General features: G+C 57.8%; 15 protein-coding genes. 9 read left to right on the forward strand and 6 right to left on the reverse strand.

Annotated elements, in window-relative coordinates; genetic code table 11:
* Positions 1 to 250 precede the first annotated feature (250 nt).
* From CWM57_RS06505 to CWM57_RS06515, 3 genes are all read right to left on the reverse strand, one after another.
* Entirely contained in the window at positions 251 to 1,129 is an 879-nt protein-coding gene (locus CWM57_RS06505) for an aldo/keto reductase family oxidoreductase (protein ID WP_100675803.1), read from the reverse strand.
* Positions 1,130 to 1,248: 119 nt separating this feature from the next.
* Positions 1,249 to 2,478, reverse strand: a complete 1,230-nt coding sequence (locus CWM57_RS06510; RefSeq protein ID WP_061153396.1) for an amino acid permease — start codon at positions 2,476 to 2,478, stop codon at positions 1,249 to 1,251.
* 124 nt (positions 2,479 to 2,602) lie between these two features.
* Positions 2,603 to 3,064 carry a multidrug/biocide efflux PACE transporter gene (locus CWM57_RS06515; RefSeq protein WP_061153397.1) on the reverse strand — a complete coding sequence of 154 codons (462 nt, stop codon included), beginning with the start codon at positions 3,062 to 3,064 and terminating at the stop codon, positions 2,603 to 2,605.
* Positions 3,065 to 3,166: 102 nt separating this feature from the next.
* On the opposite strand from CWM57_RS06515, the gene CWM57_RS06520 reads away from it, so the two are divergent.
* The 3 genes from CWM57_RS06520 to ompK26 all read left to right on the forward strand — a co-directional run bounded on the left by CWM57_RS06520 (position 3,167) and on the right by ompK26 (position 6,287).
* The gene (locus CWM57_RS06520; protein WP_074387645.1) at positions 3,167 to 4,036 is read left to right on the forward strand and encodes a LysR family transcriptional regulator; all 870 of its coding nucleotides are present in this window, start codon (positions 3,167 to 3,169) and stop codon (positions 4,034 to 4,036) included.
* 118 nt (positions 4,037 to 4,154) lie between these two features.
* Positions 4,155 to 5,333: an acetyl-CoA C-acetyltransferase gene (locus CWM57_RS06525; protein WP_074387646.1), complete on the forward strand. Its 1,179-nt coding sequence runs from the start codon at positions 4,155 to 4,157 to the stop codon at positions 5,331 to 5,333.
* Between the two features lie 258 nt (positions 5,334 to 5,591).
* Entirely contained in the window at positions 5,592 to 6,287 is a 696-nt protein-coding gene (gene ompK26, locus CWM57_RS06530) for a KdgM family porin OmpK26 (protein ID WP_012967271.1), read from the forward strand.
* A gap of 134 nt (positions 6,288 to 6,421) precedes the next feature.
* On the opposite strand, the gene CWM57_RS06535 is transcribed toward ompK26, so the two are convergent.
* Positions 6,422 to 7,597 (reverse strand): oligogalacturonate lyase family protein, encoded by a 1,176-nt coding sequence (locus CWM57_RS06535; protein ID WP_100675804.1) that lies wholly within the window; start codon positions 7,595 to 7,597, stop codon positions 6,422 to 6,424.
* A 123-nt stretch (positions 7,598 to 7,720) separates the two neighbouring features.
* A complete protein-coding gene (locus tag CWM57_RS27465) occupies positions 7,721 to 7,873 on the reverse strand; it encodes a hypothetical protein (RefSeq protein WP_165784155.1) in 153 nt (50 codons plus the stop codon).
* A 210-nt stretch (positions 7,874 to 8,083) separates the two neighbouring features.
* Here CWM57_RS27465 and kduD point away from each other — a divergent pair, with 210 nt between their 5' ends.
* Positions 8,084 to 8,845 (forward strand): 2-dehydro-3-deoxy-D-gluconate 5-dehydrogenase KduD, encoded by a 762-nt coding sequence (kduD, locus tag CWM57_RS06540; RefSeq protein WP_057213035.1) that lies wholly within the window; start codon positions 8,084 to 8,086, stop codon positions 8,843 to 8,845.
* A 298-nt stretch (positions 8,846 to 9,143) separates the two neighbouring features.
* Complete coding sequence (araE, locus tag CWM57_RS06545; protein ID WP_061153401.1) at positions 9,144 to 10,565, forward strand: arabinose-proton symporter AraE; 1,422 nt, start codon at positions 9,144 to 9,146, stop codon at positions 10,563 to 10,565.
* Here araE and CWM57_RS06550 read toward each other — a convergent pair.
* The gene (locus CWM57_RS06550; protein ID WP_100675805.1) at positions 10,562 to 11,557 is read right to left on the reverse strand and encodes a LacI family DNA-binding transcriptional regulator; all 996 of its coding nucleotides are present in this window, start codon (positions 11,555 to 11,557) and stop codon (positions 10,562 to 10,564) included. The genes araE and CWM57_RS06550 overlap by 4 nt on opposite strands.
* 94 nt (positions 11,558 to 11,651) lie before the next feature.
* Between CWM57_RS06550 and CWM57_RS27470 the strand changes: the two genes are divergently transcribed.
* From CWM57_RS27470 to CWM57_RS06565, 4 genes are all read left to right on the forward strand, one after another.
* Positions 11,652 to 11,786, forward strand: coding sequence for a hypothetical protein (locus CWM57_RS27470; protein ID WP_165784157.1), 135 nt, complete (start codon positions 11,652 to 11,654; stop codon positions 11,784 to 11,786).
* A 12-nt stretch (positions 11,787 to 11,798) separates the two neighbouring features.
* Complete coding sequence (locus tag CWM57_RS06555) at positions 11,799 to 13,040, forward strand: MFS transporter (protein WP_074387650.1); 1,242 nt, start codon at positions 11,799 to 11,801, stop codon at positions 13,038 to 13,040.
* 19 nt (positions 13,041 to 13,059) lie between these two features.
* Complete coding sequence (locus CWM57_RS06560) at positions 13,060 to 14,493, forward strand: glycoside hydrolase family 32 protein (protein WP_100675891.1); 1,434 nt, start codon at positions 13,060 to 13,062, stop codon at positions 14,491 to 14,493.
* 121 nt (positions 14,494 to 14,614) lie between these two features.
* Positions 14,615 to 15,958, forward strand: a complete 1,344-nt coding sequence (locus CWM57_RS06565) for a carbohydrate porin (protein ID WP_100675806.1) — start codon at positions 14,615 to 14,617, stop codon at positions 15,956 to 15,958.
* The last annotated feature ends 26 nt before the right edge of the window (positions 15,959 to 15,984 follow it).

Below are 15,984 nucleotides of genomic sequence, written 5' to 3' on the forward strand. Positions count from 1 at the left end.
TGTATAAACTTGGAATTCGATATTGTGTTTCCTGTAATCAAGAGTTTCAAATTTTGGTCATGACAAAAACGACAACGGCCTCCATGCTGGAGACCGGTCGAAGGATAAAAACATAAGTTTGATTAACGGGGATAATGAGAAAACGATCGTCGATCACACCCCATTTGTAAGATCTATAGTGCCAGCAGTGTTGAGGTTTTTCCAGGCAAATATTAAGGATAGATGTCGTTCCCCCCTTTCTCCCCACGGGTCAGGGGCGTGCGCGGGTGGCGATATTATCGAGGATGCGCAGGGCGTCTGCCGGCAGGACCAGCTGCGCGGCGGCAATATTTTCCGCCAGATGCGTGCGGGATGACGTGCCGGGGATCAGCAGAATATTCGGTGAACGCTGAAGCAGCCAGGCCAGGGCGACCTGCATCGGCGTCGCCTCAAGCGAGGCTGCGACCTCGTTCAGCTCCTGCGCCTGCAGCGGCGTAAAACCGCCCAGCGGGAAGAAGGGCACCCACGCGATGTGCTGCGCGGCCAGCGCATCGACCAGCGCGTCGTCGGCGCGATGGGCAATGTTATAGAGGTTTTGCACGCAGACGATGGGCGTCATTTTCTGCGCATCCGCGACCTGTTTTGCCGTCACGTTGCTGAGGCCGATATGGCGGATCAATCCCTGCGCTTTGAGCTCCAGCAGGGTAGTGAGCGGCGCCTCCAGCGAGCCTTCTACCGGGCCGTGGGGGCTGAACATACTGCGCAGGTTCACCACCTCCAGCACGTCGAGCCCCAGGTTACGCAAATTATCCTCGACGGCCTGGGTCAGCTCGGTAGGCGACATGGCCGGCAGCCAGTTGCCCTTCTCGTCGCGGCGGGCGCTAACCTTGGTGACAATACACAGGTCGTCAGGATAGGGATGGAGCGCTTTGCGGATCAGTTGATTGGTCACATGCGGACCGTAAAAATCAGAGGTATCGATATGGTTTACCCCGGCCTCGACGGCAGCCCGCAGGACGCGCACCGCCTCCTCGGGATCTTTCGGCGGGCCGAAGACGCCGGGGCCGGCCAGCTGCATCGCGCCATAACCCAACCGATAAACCTGGCGATCGCCGAGCGTGCCGCGACCGGATAAGGTGACACTGGACATACGAACTCTCCTTACGGTGGCTAAGCCGTAAGTGTAATCCGCTCAGGGGAAAGGGAAGGGCGAGAATGTTGTCAGAATGTGCGGCAGCGGCTCAGGAAAGCCGCTGCCGCCAGAGGCGATTAGCCGAAGAACATCACTGAAACGCAGAGCAGGCCGACCACCAGCGTAATGGCGTTACCCACCGAGCGGTACGGTTTAAGCGCCGGAATAAGCCAGGTGGACAGCGTGGGCATGATAAACAAAATCATGGCGATAAGCGGCCCGCTGATGGCGTAGATCATCGAAATGGCATTTGGATTGATAAAGCACACCGCAAAGGTGAAGGCGGAGACCAGCAGGATCGACATCGCCCGATTGAAGGCGCGGCTCTTGCGCACGCCGACCAGCGCCAGCGAACTCTTGACGATTTCGCTGGCGCCTTCAATCACCCCGAAGTAGGTGCCAAGGAAGGATTTCGACATGGCAACCACGGCGACGATGATGCCGGTCACCGCCAGCCAGCCGGGCGCGCCTGGCACCATCGACAGGGCGGAGAGGATGGTCACCCCCTGATCGCGGGCGCTTTCAATATAGGTCGCCGGGATCGCCAGCAGACAGCTGAAGACGAAAAACAGCACGCTGGCGCAGATGATGGTGTAGGCCACCTTCATGATTTTTTTGCATTTACCCATGGCCAGGTCGCCATGTTTCTCCTGCTGGTCGATAGCAAAAGTAGAAATGATCGGCGTATGGCTAAAAGCGAAAACCATCACGGGAATGGAGATCCAGATCTGGTGGAGCGTGTGGGTGCTGAACTGCATCTGGCTGGTGAGGTGCTCGGGATGCCAGTCGCGGATTAAATAGAGGGAGAGAAACAGGAAGCAGGCGATAAGCGGGAAGACCAGAAAGCCCATCACCCTGATGGTGACCTGCCGTCCCATGAGAAAGATCAGGTTGAGGACCAGCACGACGCCCAGGCTCAGCAGCGCGCGCAGCGCGGGGGTCACCGGCGTACGGTGTGCCACCTGCTCGGCCAGCGAGTTGGTGATGGCCACGGCATAGATGAGCACCACGACGAAGAAGGCGAGGAAATAGAGGCCGGTGATCAGGTTGCCAATTTTCTTACCATAGTAGTGATTGACTGCGCCGGTGATCCCGGTTCCCGGCGCGATATTGGCCGAGAGAATAAACTGGCTCAGCGCTTTGTGAGGCCAGTAGGTGAGCGGCCAGGCGACCAGCGCGGTGATGAAAAGGACAATGGCGCCAGCCGAACCCAGCTGGATCGGTAGAAATAGCGTCCCAGCGCCTACTGCAGTGCCATATAAGGCAAAACTCCATAGAGTTTCTTCTTTAGACCAAATTTTAGACATTATGCGACTTTATCAACCGGTAAACCAAAAAAAAGGAGTGCAATTTACCATATTTATGGTTCGTCTGTTGCGATAGTTTTTGGTGATAAAGTCGCGGCGGATCGTGGAGGATCCGCCCGGGGCGCTACCCGCGCGCCGGCTGGCGTGGGCGGCGGCGGCGGATAACGCGCTCGCGCAGGGTGTCCCATACCCAGTTAAACGCCATGGTGTAGGGCAGGAAGAAGAGCATGAAGCCGATCTCCAGCATAAACGCCTGCAGCAGCGATACGCCCAGCACGATGGCCACCATGGTGACGCCAATGATGACGAAGCCGGTCTCAAAGCCCAGCGCGTGCAGCGCACGTACTTTTAGCTGGCGGGGAAAGCGGGAGACCGGCCACAGGCGATCGAACGCCGCGTTATAGATGATATTCCATACCATCGCCAGGGTGGCGAGCAGAATGCTCAGCCCGCCCATCTCGACGACCGAGCGCTGCATCAGCCAGGCGGCGGTAGGGGCGAGGATCAGCGTCGCCAGTCCTTCGAAGGTGATGGCGTGGATAACGCGTTCCGTGAGCGTCTTGCGCTGATGAGGGATCTGTTGCATGGCGAGCGACCTCCAGTTATAGCCTGAACAGGAAATTACCCGGCATTTTATGGAAAAATATGATAAACAAAAGATAGAAACCATCGATAAAGTAGATAGATTATGCGTTATTCCCCGGAAGCGTTAATCGCCTTTGTGGAGGCGGTCGACAGCGGATCGTTTTCCGCCGCCGCCCGTCGCCTGCGTAAAAGCCAGTCGACGATCAGTACCGCTATCGCCAACCTGGAGGCCGATCTCGGCGTGACCCTCTTTGACAGGGCAACGCGGCAGCCGACGCTGACGCCACAGGGGGAGCAGGTGCTGAGCTATGTCAAAGCGATCCTCGCCGCCAGCGAGCGGTTGGATGAGCTGGCGGTGTCGCTCTCCGGTGAGACGGAACCGCGGCTGACCTTCGTGCTCTCGGACACCCTGCACCCGGACGTGCTGGAAGATCTGCTGGTGCAGTTTGACCGCCGCTTCCCCCACACCGAGTTTGAGTGTTTGATTGGCGAAGACGAGGATGTGATCGATCTCCTGCAAAAAGCCCGCGCCCAGGTGGGGCTGATTGAGGCCAGAGATCGTTACCCGACCGACATCGGCAGCACCCGCCTGCCGCTGCAGACGGCGATGGGCATTTACGTGGCGCCTGACCATCCGCTGGCAGCACAGGGCAAGGTCGTCTGGGATGAGCTGCGCAGCTGGCGTGAGCTGCGGTTGAGCACTTTTTTGGCCAGCGCCACCGAACCTGCCGCAGGTCAGGTCTGGTCGGCGCCAAACTACCTGCTGCTGCTCAGCATGGCAGTACAGGGATTCGGCTGGTGCATTCTGCCCTGTGCGCTGGTGGCGGAGTTTGCCCCACAGGGCGGGCTGGTGGCGCTTGATATTCCCGGCTGGCCGCGGGCGATTTCGGTCGATCTGCTGTGGAATAAGAAAACGCCGCCGGGGGCAGCTGGCAGCTGGTTGCGCGAGCATCTGCAGCGGCGTGAACGTTAATAAAAAGCGGTTTCTTTGTGATTGGCTTCACTTTTTTTAAACAATTACAAAGTTTTTTGATAACAATTATCTAGTATATCGCTGTTTCTTTGCGCAAAAGCACGGGCAGGGGTAGAGGATGAAGGATGTCGTGATCGTCGGGGCGCTGCGAACGCCGATTGGCTGCTTTCAGGGCGCCTTATCGCGCCATTCAGCCGTCGAGCTGGGGAGCGTGGTGTTGAAAGCGCTGGTTGAGAAGACAGGGATCGATCCGCAGAGTGTGGATGAGGTGATCCTCGGCCAGGTGCTGACCGCCGGTACCGGGCAAAACCCCGCGCGGCAGTCCGCAATTCGCGGCGGGCTGCCTAACACCGTATCGGCCATTACCATCAACGACGTCTGCGGTTCCGGCCTGAAGGCTTTGCACCTCGCCACCCAGGCGATCCAGTGTGGGGAAGCGGATGTGGTGATCGCCGGCGGCCAGGAGAATATGAGCCGCGCCCCGCATGTACTCACCGACAGCCGCACCGGCGCCCAGTTGGGCAATAGTCAGCTGATTGACAGCCTGGTGCATGACGGCCTATGGGATGCCTTCAACGATTATCATATGGGCGTCACGGCGGAAAACCTCGCCCGGGAATACGGCATCAGCCGCGAACTGCAGGACGCCTGGGCGCTCAGCTCGCAGCACAAGGCACGCAAGGCGATTGATTCCGGCCGCTTTCGCGACGAGATTGTCCCGGTTATCACCGAGCATAACGGCGCCGCGCGCACTGTGGATACCGATGAACAACCGCGGGTGGATGCCAGCGCGGAAGGGCTGGCCAGCCTGCAGCCTACCTTCGACCGCCTCGGGTCGGTGACCGCCGGCAACGCCTCCAGCATCAACGACGGCGCGGCGGCGGTCATGATGATGAGTGAAGCCAAAGCCCTTGAACTGGGGCTGCCGATCCTCGCGCGGATCCGCGCCTTCGCCAGCGTCGGGGTCGATCCGGCACTGATGGGCATTGCCCCGGTGCACGCCACCCGTCGCTGTCTGGAGCGGGCCGGCTGGCGGCTGGACGACGTCGATCTGATCGAAGCCAATGAGGCCTTTGCCGCTCAGGCGATCTCGGTTGGCCGGGTACTGGAGTGGGATGAACGGCGGGTCAACGTCAACGGCGGCGCTATCGCGCTCGGCCACCCCATCGGCGCCTCCGGCTGCCGGATTCTGGTGTCGCTGGTGCATGAAATGATCAAGCGTGATGCCCGTAAAGGGCTGGCGACGCTGTGCATCGGCGGCGGTCAGGGCGTGGCGCTGGCGGTAGAGCGCGCCTGACGCGCCGACAGTAACACCTCACTGACCATGGCCTCCTGCGGGAGGCTTTTTTATGCGCCGCGCTTTGCCGAACCCTGCTTTTTTCTCCTGTATTTCACTTTCCCCCCAACGAATTTATTGAGCTCCGTCACGTCTTGTTGTGCCACATTTTTTGAAACAAATAACTACGATCCTGGTCACTAAAACTAAGGTGCTTAAAAAATAAAATAACGTTCCATAAAAACGAAATGACATTTTATTTATTATAAGGGGTACCCTATGTTAAAACGATCTCTGGTTCTGGCCGCCCTCTGTGGTATGTCTTTTGCGGCGACTGCGGTAACGATAGATTTACGTCATGAATTTATTGATGGCGGCAAGAGCGATAAAAGTAATGCCGACCGCGTCTCCGTTTCCCACCGTTTTGCCAACGGGCTAGGCTTTACCGTCGAGGCCAAATGGCGTTCGGGTGGCGACAACGGTTCGCAGCCCTATTCAGACGTGGTGGGTAATGGTCATGAAGACACCATCAGCTGGCGCTGGAAAGCAACGTCGAACTTTTTCCTCACCCCCGGGTTTACCATTGAGAGCAACGACAGCCGCTCCATCTACAAGCCGCACCTCCACGTGCAATACAGCTTCGACAACGGCTTCTATGTCGCCGCTCGCTATCGCTATGAATACACCCGCTATCCGAACAACGCCGGCAAAGATGATGACAAAGTTAACCGCGGCGACGCGTGGGCCGGGTTTGCGCTCGGCGACTGGCGTACAGAGCTGAACTATGTCTATGCCCGCAGTTCCGAGGGGGTCAGCCGTAACGACAACAAACCTTACTCGCAGGAATATAACGTGAAGGTGGCTTATAAGCTGGATAACAACTGGTCACCGTATGGTGAAATTGGCAACGTCGGGGTGAACGACCGCAGCGATCGTCAGACCCGCTTCCGCGTTGGGGTGGCCTACTCGTTCTGACAGACCATTCAGCCCTCATCGTTTGTTTTCCCCGGCGCCGTCAGCCGGGGTTTTTTATGGGTGAAAGAGAAGGGACAAAAAAAGCCCTCCGCGAAGGAGGGCAAGGCCAGTGACAGAAAGACGTGTGGCGTGGATCAGGCGCTCAGCATTGGCGGATGCTCGGGTAATTTCGCGATATAAATGGCCGGTTTACCGTCTTTATCGGAGCTGAACAGAATGGCGCTGTCGTCCGGGGTAAACGAGGGGTGTGGGTGAGTCACCTGACGGCTGTTGGCCACCGTCGCCCACGAGGTATCATGACGCGCGACGCGGAAGTAGCGTTTTTGCGCCACGTTAAAGACATACAGATAAGGATCGTTATCAATGGAGTAGCCGCCGGTATCTTTGACATCCACCGGGGTCCCTGAGCCATCGCCCACCAGCAGCGTGCCGTCGAAATTGCTCATCAGATGCGAGCAGGCCGGCATCGTCATCAGGGCCTCGTTGACGCCGCTTTCGGGATCAAAGCGATAGATAGTCCGCCCCTGCTGACCTTTCAGATAGGAGACGTAGATCAGCGCCGAACCGTCCGGTACCCAGAATTCATGGGTGCAGCTTTCGCCCGGGGCATGCGTTTTCACTTTGCGGACGTGGCTGCCATCTTCATTGACCAGCCACATGCGGGCATCCACCAGATCGTGCGGCCCTTCATGGCAGAAGGCGACGGTGTGGTCGTCGAAGGGACGATAGATCGGGTGTCCCAGCCAGATTTTTTCCTCATGGATCACCTGGCTCTCTCCGCTGTGCAGGTCGACGCGCAGCAGGCGGCAGTGCGGTCCTTTGTGGAAGAAGTCATGGAAAATCTGCCAGTCGTTGAGCGGCGTCCAGTCGCTTTTCGCAATCTCAATGCCCACCAGTTTGCTGCAATCGCTGTTTGCCACCCAGGTGCCGTAGCCGACCCAGCCATCACTGACGCGATAAACTTCGCGCTCGGCGAGGGTGGTCAGGTTCACCTCCAGCAGGGTGCGGTCATTTTTCACATAGTAAAGCGACTTATCGTCCGGGGAGAGGAAGCCGCCGAAGGTGTTATCCCCGGCGCCTTCCGTCAGCTGGATGGCCTCGGCGCTGGCGATATTCAGCAGATAGTAGTTCCAGTGGCCGTCAAACTCGCCGGCGAACAGTAAATGGCTGCCATCGTTAAAAAAACACTTCTGATAGAAGTAGTTGCGATGACAGGTGACCTCCGGAGGGGTTAAGCGGGTAACTTCCGCTCCGGTATCCGGATCGTGGCTGACCTGATAATTCAGTTTGACCCGCATGCCTTTAGCCATGTAGTGCTCCTTTCTTTCCTGCGATGCCGCTGGACCAGAGGCGTGTCGCTGAGTGATGTGTTTTAAAAGATGAGTGTTAATTTATCAAAACATCGTTTCATTATTTGTGATGCCTCACGCAGTTCAGCGTAATTCCCGCATTTTCAGCGACCTGTTGGCCTGTCTTCTGCCGTCTTTCCAGACAACCGATTGAATCATCATCCTTTTAAAATCGCTTCCGGCCCGGCGCATGCCGCCAGGTGCCTTCGCTTTTTCTTTTTTTGCAATCGACATCATAAAAAATGAAACATCGTTTTAATTATCATTGAAAATGACAAGGGGCGGGGCTAAGATGGCTCCCATCAGCAAAACGGAACTCTGTTTTATTTTCATTATGGTGGGCTATGCCCGAGAGTTCGCCCCACGCTCAGCTCCGCCATCGGCGTTGGCCGGGCCGAGAGAACCTTGCCTGCATGCAGCAGGCTCTGAACGATTAAGGAACACATTATGATTCTTGATGCATTCTCCCTGCAGGGAAAAGTGGCCGTCGTGAGCGGATGCGATACCGGTTTAGGTCAGGGAATGGCCCTCGGGCTGGCGGAAGCGGGTTGCGATATTGTTGGTATCAATATCGTCGAGCCAGTGGAAACCATCGAGCGGGTGACGGCGCTGGGACGCCGCTTTCTCAGCCTGACCGCCGACCTGCGCCAGATCGACGGTATCCCCCAGCTGCTGGAGCGTGCGGTGGCCGAGTTCGGCCATATTGATATTCTCGTCAATAACGCCGGGCTGATCCGCCGTGAGGACGCGCTGGCGTTCAGCGAAAAGGACTGGGACGACGTCATGAACCTGAACATCAAGAGCGTATTTTTTATGTCCCAGGCGGCGGCGAAGCACTTTATCGCCCAGGGCAACGGCGGGAAAATCATTAACATCGCCTCCATGCTGTCTTTCCAGGGCGGGATCCGCGTGCCCTCGTATACGGCGTCCAAAAGCGCGGTGATGGGCGTGACCCGCCTGCTGGCGAACGAATGGGCCAAACACAATATCAACGTCAACGCCATCGCCCCGGGGTATATGGCGACCAATAACACCCAGCAGCTGCGCGCCGACGAGCAGCGTAGCAGCGAAATTCTCGACCGCATTCCCGCCGGGCGCTGGGGCCTGCCGGCCGATCTGATGGGGCCGGTGGTATTCCTTGCCTCCCCAGCTTCCGATTACATCAATGGCTACACGGTGGCGGTGGACGGCGGCTGGCTGGCGCGCTAAACCCCTCCGCGACGGCCGGGGCGGTGAGTATCGCACCGGCCGAGTGAGCAATTATTGTCCATATCAAGAAGTGATAATCGTCCATATTCCATATCGCCTGATTAATGTTACTGCCCTGTATGAACAGGGTTATTCACTATGACAAAGGCATTTTTTGTTACTTCGAAAGTTTAATGTCCATCACAAAACCTCTCCTGCCAGCAAAATAGTCCATATTTTTGGCTTATCCAGCCTGACAAACTCCTCCGCCAGTCACGTACTTTCGTCCTATGTCTTTCTCTGTGTGGCAGGAATAAAAATGACTTCAATCAGTAACGACTCTGCATTAACGCCGCGGACGCAACGTGACACCCGGCGGATGAACTGGTTTGTTTCTATCGCTGCGGCGGTGGCGGGGTTGCTCTTTGGCCTGGATATCGGCGTGATATCCGGGGCGCTACCCTTTATTACCGACCACTTCACCTTATCCAGCCAGCTTCAGGAGTGGGTGGTCAGCAGTATGATGTTGGGGGCGGCGATCGGTGCGCTGTTTAATGGCTGGCTGTCGTTCCGCCTTGGCCGTAAATACAGCCTGATGGCGGGGGCTGTGCTCTTTGTTGCCGGCTCTATCGGCTCCGCTTTTGCCGCCAGCGTGGAGGTGCTGCTGATGGCCCGCGTGGTATTGGGGGTGGCCGTCGGGATCGCTTCTTATACCGCGCCGTTGTATCTCTCCGAGATGGCCAGTGAGAACGTGCGCGGGAAAATGATCAGTATGTATCAGCTGATGGTGACCCTCGGCATTGTGCTGGCGTTTCTTTCCGATACCGCCTTTAGCTACAGCGGTAACTGGCGCGCCATGTTAGGCGTGCTGGCGCTGCCGGCGGTGATCCTGATTATTCTGGTGGTCTTTTTGCCGAACAGCCCGCGCTGGCTGGCGGAGAAGGGGCGTCATATCGAAGCGGAAGAGGTGCTGCGGATGCTGCGCGATACCTCGGAAAAGGCGCGCGATGAACTTAACGAGATCCGCGAGAGCCTGAAGCTGAAGCAGGGCGGCTGGGCATTGTTTAAGATCAATCGTAACGTGCGCCGGGCGGTGTTCCTTGGCATGCTGCTACAGGCGATGCAGCAGTTTACCGGCATGAACATCATCATGTACTACGCGCCGCGTATCTTTAAAATGGCGGGCTTTACCACTACCGAACAGCAGATGATCGCCACCCTGGTGGTGGGCCTGACCTTTATGTTTGCCACCTTTATTGCGGTGTTCACGGTGGATAAAGCGGGTCGTAAGCCGGCGCTGAAAATCGGCTTTAGCGTGATGGCGCTGGGCACCCTGGTGCTGGGCTACTGCCTGATGCAGTTCGACAATGGCACAGCCTCCAGCGGCCTCTCCTGGCTTTCCGTCGGCATGACCATGATGTGTATTGCCGGGTATGCGATGAGCGCGGCGCCGGTGGTGTGGATCCTCTGCTCCGAGATCCAGCCGCTGAAATGCCGCGATTTCGGTATCACCTGCTCGACCACCACCAACTGGGTGTCGAACATGATCATCGGCGCCACCTTCCTGACGCTGCTTGACGCGATTGGTGCCGCCGGCACCTTCTGGCTCTACACGGTGCTCAACGTGGCCTTTATCGGCGTCACCTTCTGGCTGATCCCGGAAACCAAGAATGTCACCCTCGAGCACATTGAGCGCAACCTGATGGCGGGCGAGAAGCTGCGCAACATCGGTAACCGTTAATGTGAGGCGCGCGGCAACCACGGGCTGGCGACTTTGCGCGTCTCCCGATGGTTGTCGCCATGAATGATATGCAGGGCGCTCAGGCGCCCGATGTCGTAGTGCGGCAGCTGCACCGTGGAGAGCGGCGGCAGAAATAGATCGCCAATGCCCACCATATTGTCGTATCCCACCACCGCCACGTCCTGTGGAATGCGTAACCCCTGACCCAGCAGCGTCTGATAGACCATAAACGCGATGCGATCGTTGCCGCAGATCACCGAGTCAAAGCCAGGTTTACCCTCGCGGATATGCGTCAGCACCACCGTCGGGATATCGTGGTAATGCTCATCGCCCTGGCCCATATACGAATGGATCAGATGGTCCGGTTCGATACCCGCCTCCCGGCAGGCGCGCTCCAGCCCCTGGCGGCGGCGGATCGTCGCCAGCTGGCTGGCGGGTAAGTGCAGGCACAGCGGACGACGATAGCCAGCGGCAAGCAGGGCTTTTACCGCGTCGTACTGGCCCTGTTCATCGTCCGGGATATAGCTGGCCACCGGCTGGCTGAGGCTTTCGCAGTTGGCCAGCACGCAGGGCAGGGTCAGCAGTTTGTCCGGCAGCGGCACCTGGCGCAGGCCCATGGTGGTGAAGATGATGCCGTCCGGACGGTGGGAGAGGAGCAGGTCGACCACCGCTTCCGGGCTATCGTCCGAAAACATGTTGACCACAAAGCTGTTCCAGCCATGGGCGCGGGCGGTCTCTTCGATCGAGAGGGTGATCTCCACCGAAAAGGGTGTGGTGACGGTATCCAGCGCCAGCACGCCGATGGTGCTGGGGGTGGCGCGCGCCCCGCGGATCTTCTTCGCCGACAGGTCGGGGACGTAGTTGGTCTCGGCGATGGCGGCCTGCACGCGGGCCAGGGTCTCCGGCTTGAGCCGCTCCGGGGTGTTCAGCGCCCGCGAGACGGTCATCAGAGATACATTCGCCAGTTTTGCTACATCTTTCAGAGACGCCATTTTTTCCTCCGCCGTGGCTGCAGAGTACAGGCTATACAACTAAGTCGCTGATGTAAAAGAGTGAAACGATTTTCTGCTATCGCCGTCGTGAGCGCTGTTGCGGTTAATATTTGATCGCGATCGCATCTCCATTATGTTAACGTTAACTTTTGTGATTAACATCATGTATCGCAGCAAATCCCCCTGCGTTTTGTTTTTTGTTAACGTTACCATAATCGCATTCCTCTAACACGAGAATGTCATGATGAAAGCGCATCACTCACACAGCTACCCGTTGCTCAGTGCCTTACTGTTTTTCTTTTTCGTGACCTGGTCGTCATCCGGCTCCTTGCTCTCCATCTGGCTTCACCAGGAGGTTGGGCTGAAGGCTGGCGATACCGGCTTCATCTACGCCGTACTGTCGGTTTCCGCGCTGTTTGCGCAAGTTTGCTATGGTTTCATCCAGGATAAGCTAGGGCTGCGCAAACATCTGCTCTGGTATATCACCGCGCTGCTGATCCTCTCCGGTCCGGCGTATCTGCTGTTCGGCCACCTGCTGAAGATTAACGTCCTGTTAGGCAGCATCTTCGGCGGGATCTACATCGGCCTGACTTTTAACGGCGGTATTGGCGTGCTGGAATCCTATACCGAGCGCGTGGCGCGTCAGAGCCAGTTTGAATTCGGCAGGGCACGGATGTGGGGCTCGCTTGGCTGGGCGGTGGCCACCTTCTTCGCCGGCCTGCTGTTTAACATCAATCCGCAGCTTAACTTCCTCGTCGCCAGTTGCTCCGGGCTGGTGTTCTTTATCCTGCTGGCGCGGCTGCGGGTCTCCTCGGCGCCCCATGCGATGCAGGAAGCGGTATCGGGCGGCAAGGTGACGCTGGAAGATGCGCTGCGCCTGCTGACGCTGCCGCGGTTCTGGGCGCTGGTCTTTTTCGTCATCGGCACCTGCATCTACGGCGTCTATGACCAGCAGTTCCCGGTCTATTTCTCATCGCAGTTCGCGACCCTGCAGGAAGGCAATGAGATGTATGGTTATCTCAACTCCTTCCAGGTGTTCCTCGAGGCGGCCGGCATGTTCTGCGCGCCGTGGCTGGTGAACCGCATCGGTGCCAAGAACGGCCTGATTTTTGCCGGCATGGTGATGGCGATGCGCATGGTGGCTTCCGGCCTGGTGGAGGGGCCGCTGCTGATCTCCATTACCAAACTGCTGCACGCGGTGGAGCTGCCGATACTGCTGGTCGCTATCTTTAAGTACAACAGCATCAACTTCGATAAACGCCTCTCCTCCACCCTCTATCTGGTGGGTTTCGCCTGCACCAGCTCGATCATTGCCAGCATCTTGTCGCCGCTGGCGGGTTACAGCTATGAAAAATATGGCTTCGCCCAGTCCTATCTGATCATGGGCCTGTTGGTGTTCTGCACCACCTTTATCTCCATCTTCTTGTTGCGCTCCGGTAAATCCTCGGCCGATCCGCTGGTGTCGCAACCTACCGCTATCTGAATCAAAAAGAGTGAAAATGATGACTTACACAATCTCCCGGGCTGAACAGGTACTGCAGAAACAACGCCAGACGCTCAATCTGCGCTGGTATCCACACTATCACCTGGCGGCCCGCGCCGGGTGGATTAACGACCCTAATGGTCTGGTGTGGTTCGACGGCTGGTACCATGCCTTTTATCAGCATCACCCGTATTCCACCCAATGGGGGCCGATGCACTGGGGGCACGCGCGCAGTAAGGATCTGGTGCACTGGGAGCACCTGCCGGTGGCGCTGGCGCCGGAAGGGCCGGAAGATAAAGACGGCTGCTTCTCCGGTTCGGCGGTGGTTGATGGCGATACCCTGGCGCTGATTTACACCGGGCATAAGTTCCACGGCGATGCTGGCGACGAAGCCAATCTGTATCAGGTGCAGTGTCTGGCCACCAGCCGCGACGGGATCCACTTTGAGCGCCAGGGGATGGTGGTCGACACCCCTCCAGGCATGCACCACTTCCGCGACCCGAAGGTCTGGCGGGAAGGGGATCGCTGGTACATGATCGTCGGTGCGCGTGAAGGCGATACCGGCCAGGTGCGGCTGTACCGTTCAACCGATCTGCGCCAGTGGCAGGATGCGGGCGTGCTGGATGAAGCGGAAAGCTCCATGGGCTACATGTGGGAGTGTCCGGACTTCTTCACCCTCAACGGCAAGCGCGTCCTGATGTTTTCCCCGCAGGGGATGCAGGCCGAAGGGTTCCGCAACCGCAATCTGTTCCAGAGCGGCTATCTGATCGGCGAGTGGCAGCCGGGGCAGCGTTTTATTCGCCACGGCGAATTCAGGGAGATGGACCACGGCCACGATTTCTATGCCCCGCAAAGCTTCGCCACCCCCGATGGCCGGCGGATCGTGATTGGCTGGCTGGATATGTGGGAATCGCCGCTGCCGGAGCAGCAGGACGGCTGGGCGGGCATGCTCTCCCTGCCGCGCGAGCTGAGCCTGAGCGCGGATAACCGCCTGCAGATGCGCCCGGCGAAAGAAGTAGAGAGCCTGCGCGGCGCCTGGTTCCCGTGGCCGGTCAGTACCCTGAACCACCAGCAGACGACGATGGTCGACAACTGCGAGGCGATGGAGGTGCACCTGCACTGGGACTGCGCCCGCAGCAGCGCCGAGCAGTATGGTCTGCGCTTTGGCGATGGCCTGCGCATCTACGTGGATGCCCAACAGCAGCGTCTGGTGCTGGAGCGGCATTATCCGCAGTTTGGCCTGTGCGGGACGCGCAGCGTGCCGTTGACCGCCGGGGCGGATCTCAACCTGCGGATATTTTTCGATAGCTCTTCGGTTGAGGTTTTCGTCAATGATGGCGAAGCCTGCCTGAGCAGCCGTATCTATCCGCAGGTCCCTTGCCGTGAATTAGCGTTATTTGCCTGGAGCGGCTCAGCTGCATTAACTGAAGCCGGCGCCTGGCAGCTCGAATAATAATAAGGCTGTTGTCGTTAATAACCCGTCTTTGACGATGGGCGGGTTATTATTGCCTGCATCGTCGTGCGTTACCCATTAATAACAAATTCAGTTCATTCCATAATAAAAGGGTTTACCGATGAATAAAATCTGGGTCGGGTGTTTTCTCACGTCTCTGTATCTGCCATCCGTTATGGCGCAGGCGCCATTATCGCTGGAGGAGCGACTGGCGCAAATGGAGCAGCGGTTAAAGGTAACGGAGGCGCGCGCCGCCAGCGCAGAGGCGGAAATTAAGACGCTGAAAGGCCAGCAGCAGGCCACGGCGGTCGCCCGCACGGCGCCGGCTACGCCGCGCCTGCAGCTAAACGACAATGGTGAATTAAAATTTTATGGCGACGTCGAATTTAACCTCGATGGCGCCAGCCGCACCGGCAGTCTGACGTCGGTCAAAACCAGCGCGAATAAAAGCTGGGCGCCCGGCGATAAAGAACGCTGGGATATTAATGGTCGTATTCTGCTGGGGATTGACGGCAGGCGTAATGGCGCTGATGGGCAATATGCCGGATTCAGCGTACAGCCCCTGGCGGATATTAACGGAAAAATGAATCTTGATGATGCGGTATTTTTCTTTGGCCAGCAGGATGACTGGAAAATTAAAATAGGTCGCTTTGAAGCCTGGGATATGTTCCCGCTGAATCAGGACACCTTTATTCAATATTCAGGCAATACCGCTAACGATCTCTATTCCGACGGCTATGGCTATATTTACATGATGAAAGAGGGGCGCGGGCGCAGCAGCAGCGGCGGCAACCTCCTGTTCAGCAAAACGGTGGATAACTGGTATTTCGAGGTTAACACCCTGGTGGAGGACGGCAGTTCGCTGTTTGTCGATCAGAACTATCACGGTAACGCGCTGGAAAACCGCAAAAATGTGGTGTATGTGCGGCCAGTGGCGGTGTGGCAGTCTGGCGCCTGGTCGGCGGCCGCGGCCGTAGAGAGCAACCTCGTCAACAATGCTTACGGCTATCAGAACCAGAGCGGACGCTGGGTCGACCAGTCAAACCGCACCGGCTACGGGCTGACCATGAGCTGGAACACCCTGAAAAGCGATCCGCAGGATGGGGCGGTGGTCAATCTGAGTACCGCCCTGCTGGACGCGGCGGACGAAACCGACTTCAGCGCCGGAATTAACGCCCTGTGGCATCGCGTGGAGCTGGGCTATATCTACGCGCATAACAAAATCGACCAGTTCAATATGGCCGGGGTGACCAGCGAATGTGATGGCGACTGCGCAATTCTCGCGCCGGGGCGCTATGACATCCATACCCTGCACACCTCCTGGCAGTTGCCGAATATTATGGCGATGCCGAACTTCAATATTTACCTTGGCGCCTATGCTTCGTGGCTCGATTCCACGGCAGCGAAGAGCGGGAATCCCGATGAACGCTACGGCGCTCGGGTGCGTTTTAAATATTTTTTCTGACAGGATACTCAGGCAGGCTCTCCCGC

The organism is Klebsiella sp. G-Nf4 (assembly GCF_002810615.1).
GTDB lineage: Bacteria > Pseudomonadota > Gammaproteobacteria > Enterobacterales > Enterobacteriaceae > Klebsiella > Klebsiella variicola.

Excerpts from the sequence above, each read along its gene's own strand:
- CWM57_RS06505 (WP_100675803.1), bottom strand. The coding sequence starts at position 1,129 with ATGTCCAGTGTCACCTTATCCGGTCGCGGCACGCTCGGCGATCGCCAG.
- CWM57_RS06510 (WP_061153396.1), bottom strand. The coding sequence starts at position 2,478 with ATGTCTAAAATTTGGTCTAAAGAAGAAACTCTATGGAGTTTTGCCTTA.
- CWM57_RS06515 (WP_061153397.1), bottom strand. The coding sequence starts at position 3,064 with ATGCAACAGATCCCTCATCAGCGCAAGACGCTCACGGAACGCGTTATC.
- CWM57_RS06520 (WP_074387645.1), top strand. The coding sequence starts at position 3,167 with ATGCGTTATTCCCCGGAAGCGTTAATCGCCTTTGTGGAGGCGGTCGAC.
- CWM57_RS06525 (WP_074387646.1), top strand. The coding sequence starts at position 4,155 with ATGAAGGATGTCGTGATCGTCGGGGCGCTGCGAACGCCGATTGGCTGC.
- ompK26 (WP_012967271.1), top strand. The coding sequence starts at position 5,592 with ATGTTAAAACGATCTCTGGTTCTGGCCGCCCTCTGTGGTATGTCTTTT.
- CWM57_RS06535 (WP_100675804.1), bottom strand. The coding sequence starts at position 7,597 with ATGGCTAAAGGCATGCGGGTCAAACTGAATTATCAGGTCAGCCACGAT.
- CWM57_RS27465 (WP_165784155.1), bottom strand. The coding sequence starts at position 7,873 with ATGATGTCGATTGCAAAAAAAGAAAAAGCGAAGGCACCTGGCGGCATG.
- kduD (WP_057213035.1), top strand. The coding sequence starts at position 8,084 with ATGATTCTTGATGCATTCTCCCTGCAGGGAAAAGTGGCCGTCGTGAGC.
- araE (WP_061153401.1), top strand. The coding sequence starts at position 9,144 with ATGACTTCAATCAGTAACGACTCTGCATTAACGCCGCGGACGCAACGT.
- CWM57_RS06550 (WP_100675805.1), bottom strand. The coding sequence starts at position 11,557 with ATGGCGTCTCTGAAAGATGTAGCAAAACTGGCGAATGTATCTCTGATG.
- CWM57_RS06555 (WP_074387650.1), top strand. The coding sequence starts at position 11,799 with ATGATGAAAGCGCATCACTCACACAGCTACCCGTTGCTCAGTGCCTTA.
- CWM57_RS06560 (WP_100675891.1), top strand. The coding sequence starts at position 13,060 with ATGACTTACACAATCTCCCGGGCTGAACAGGTACTGCAGAAACAACGC.
- CWM57_RS06565 (WP_100675806.1), top strand. The coding sequence starts at position 14,615 with ATGAATAAAATCTGGGTCGGGTGTTTTCTCACGTCTCTGTATCTGCCA.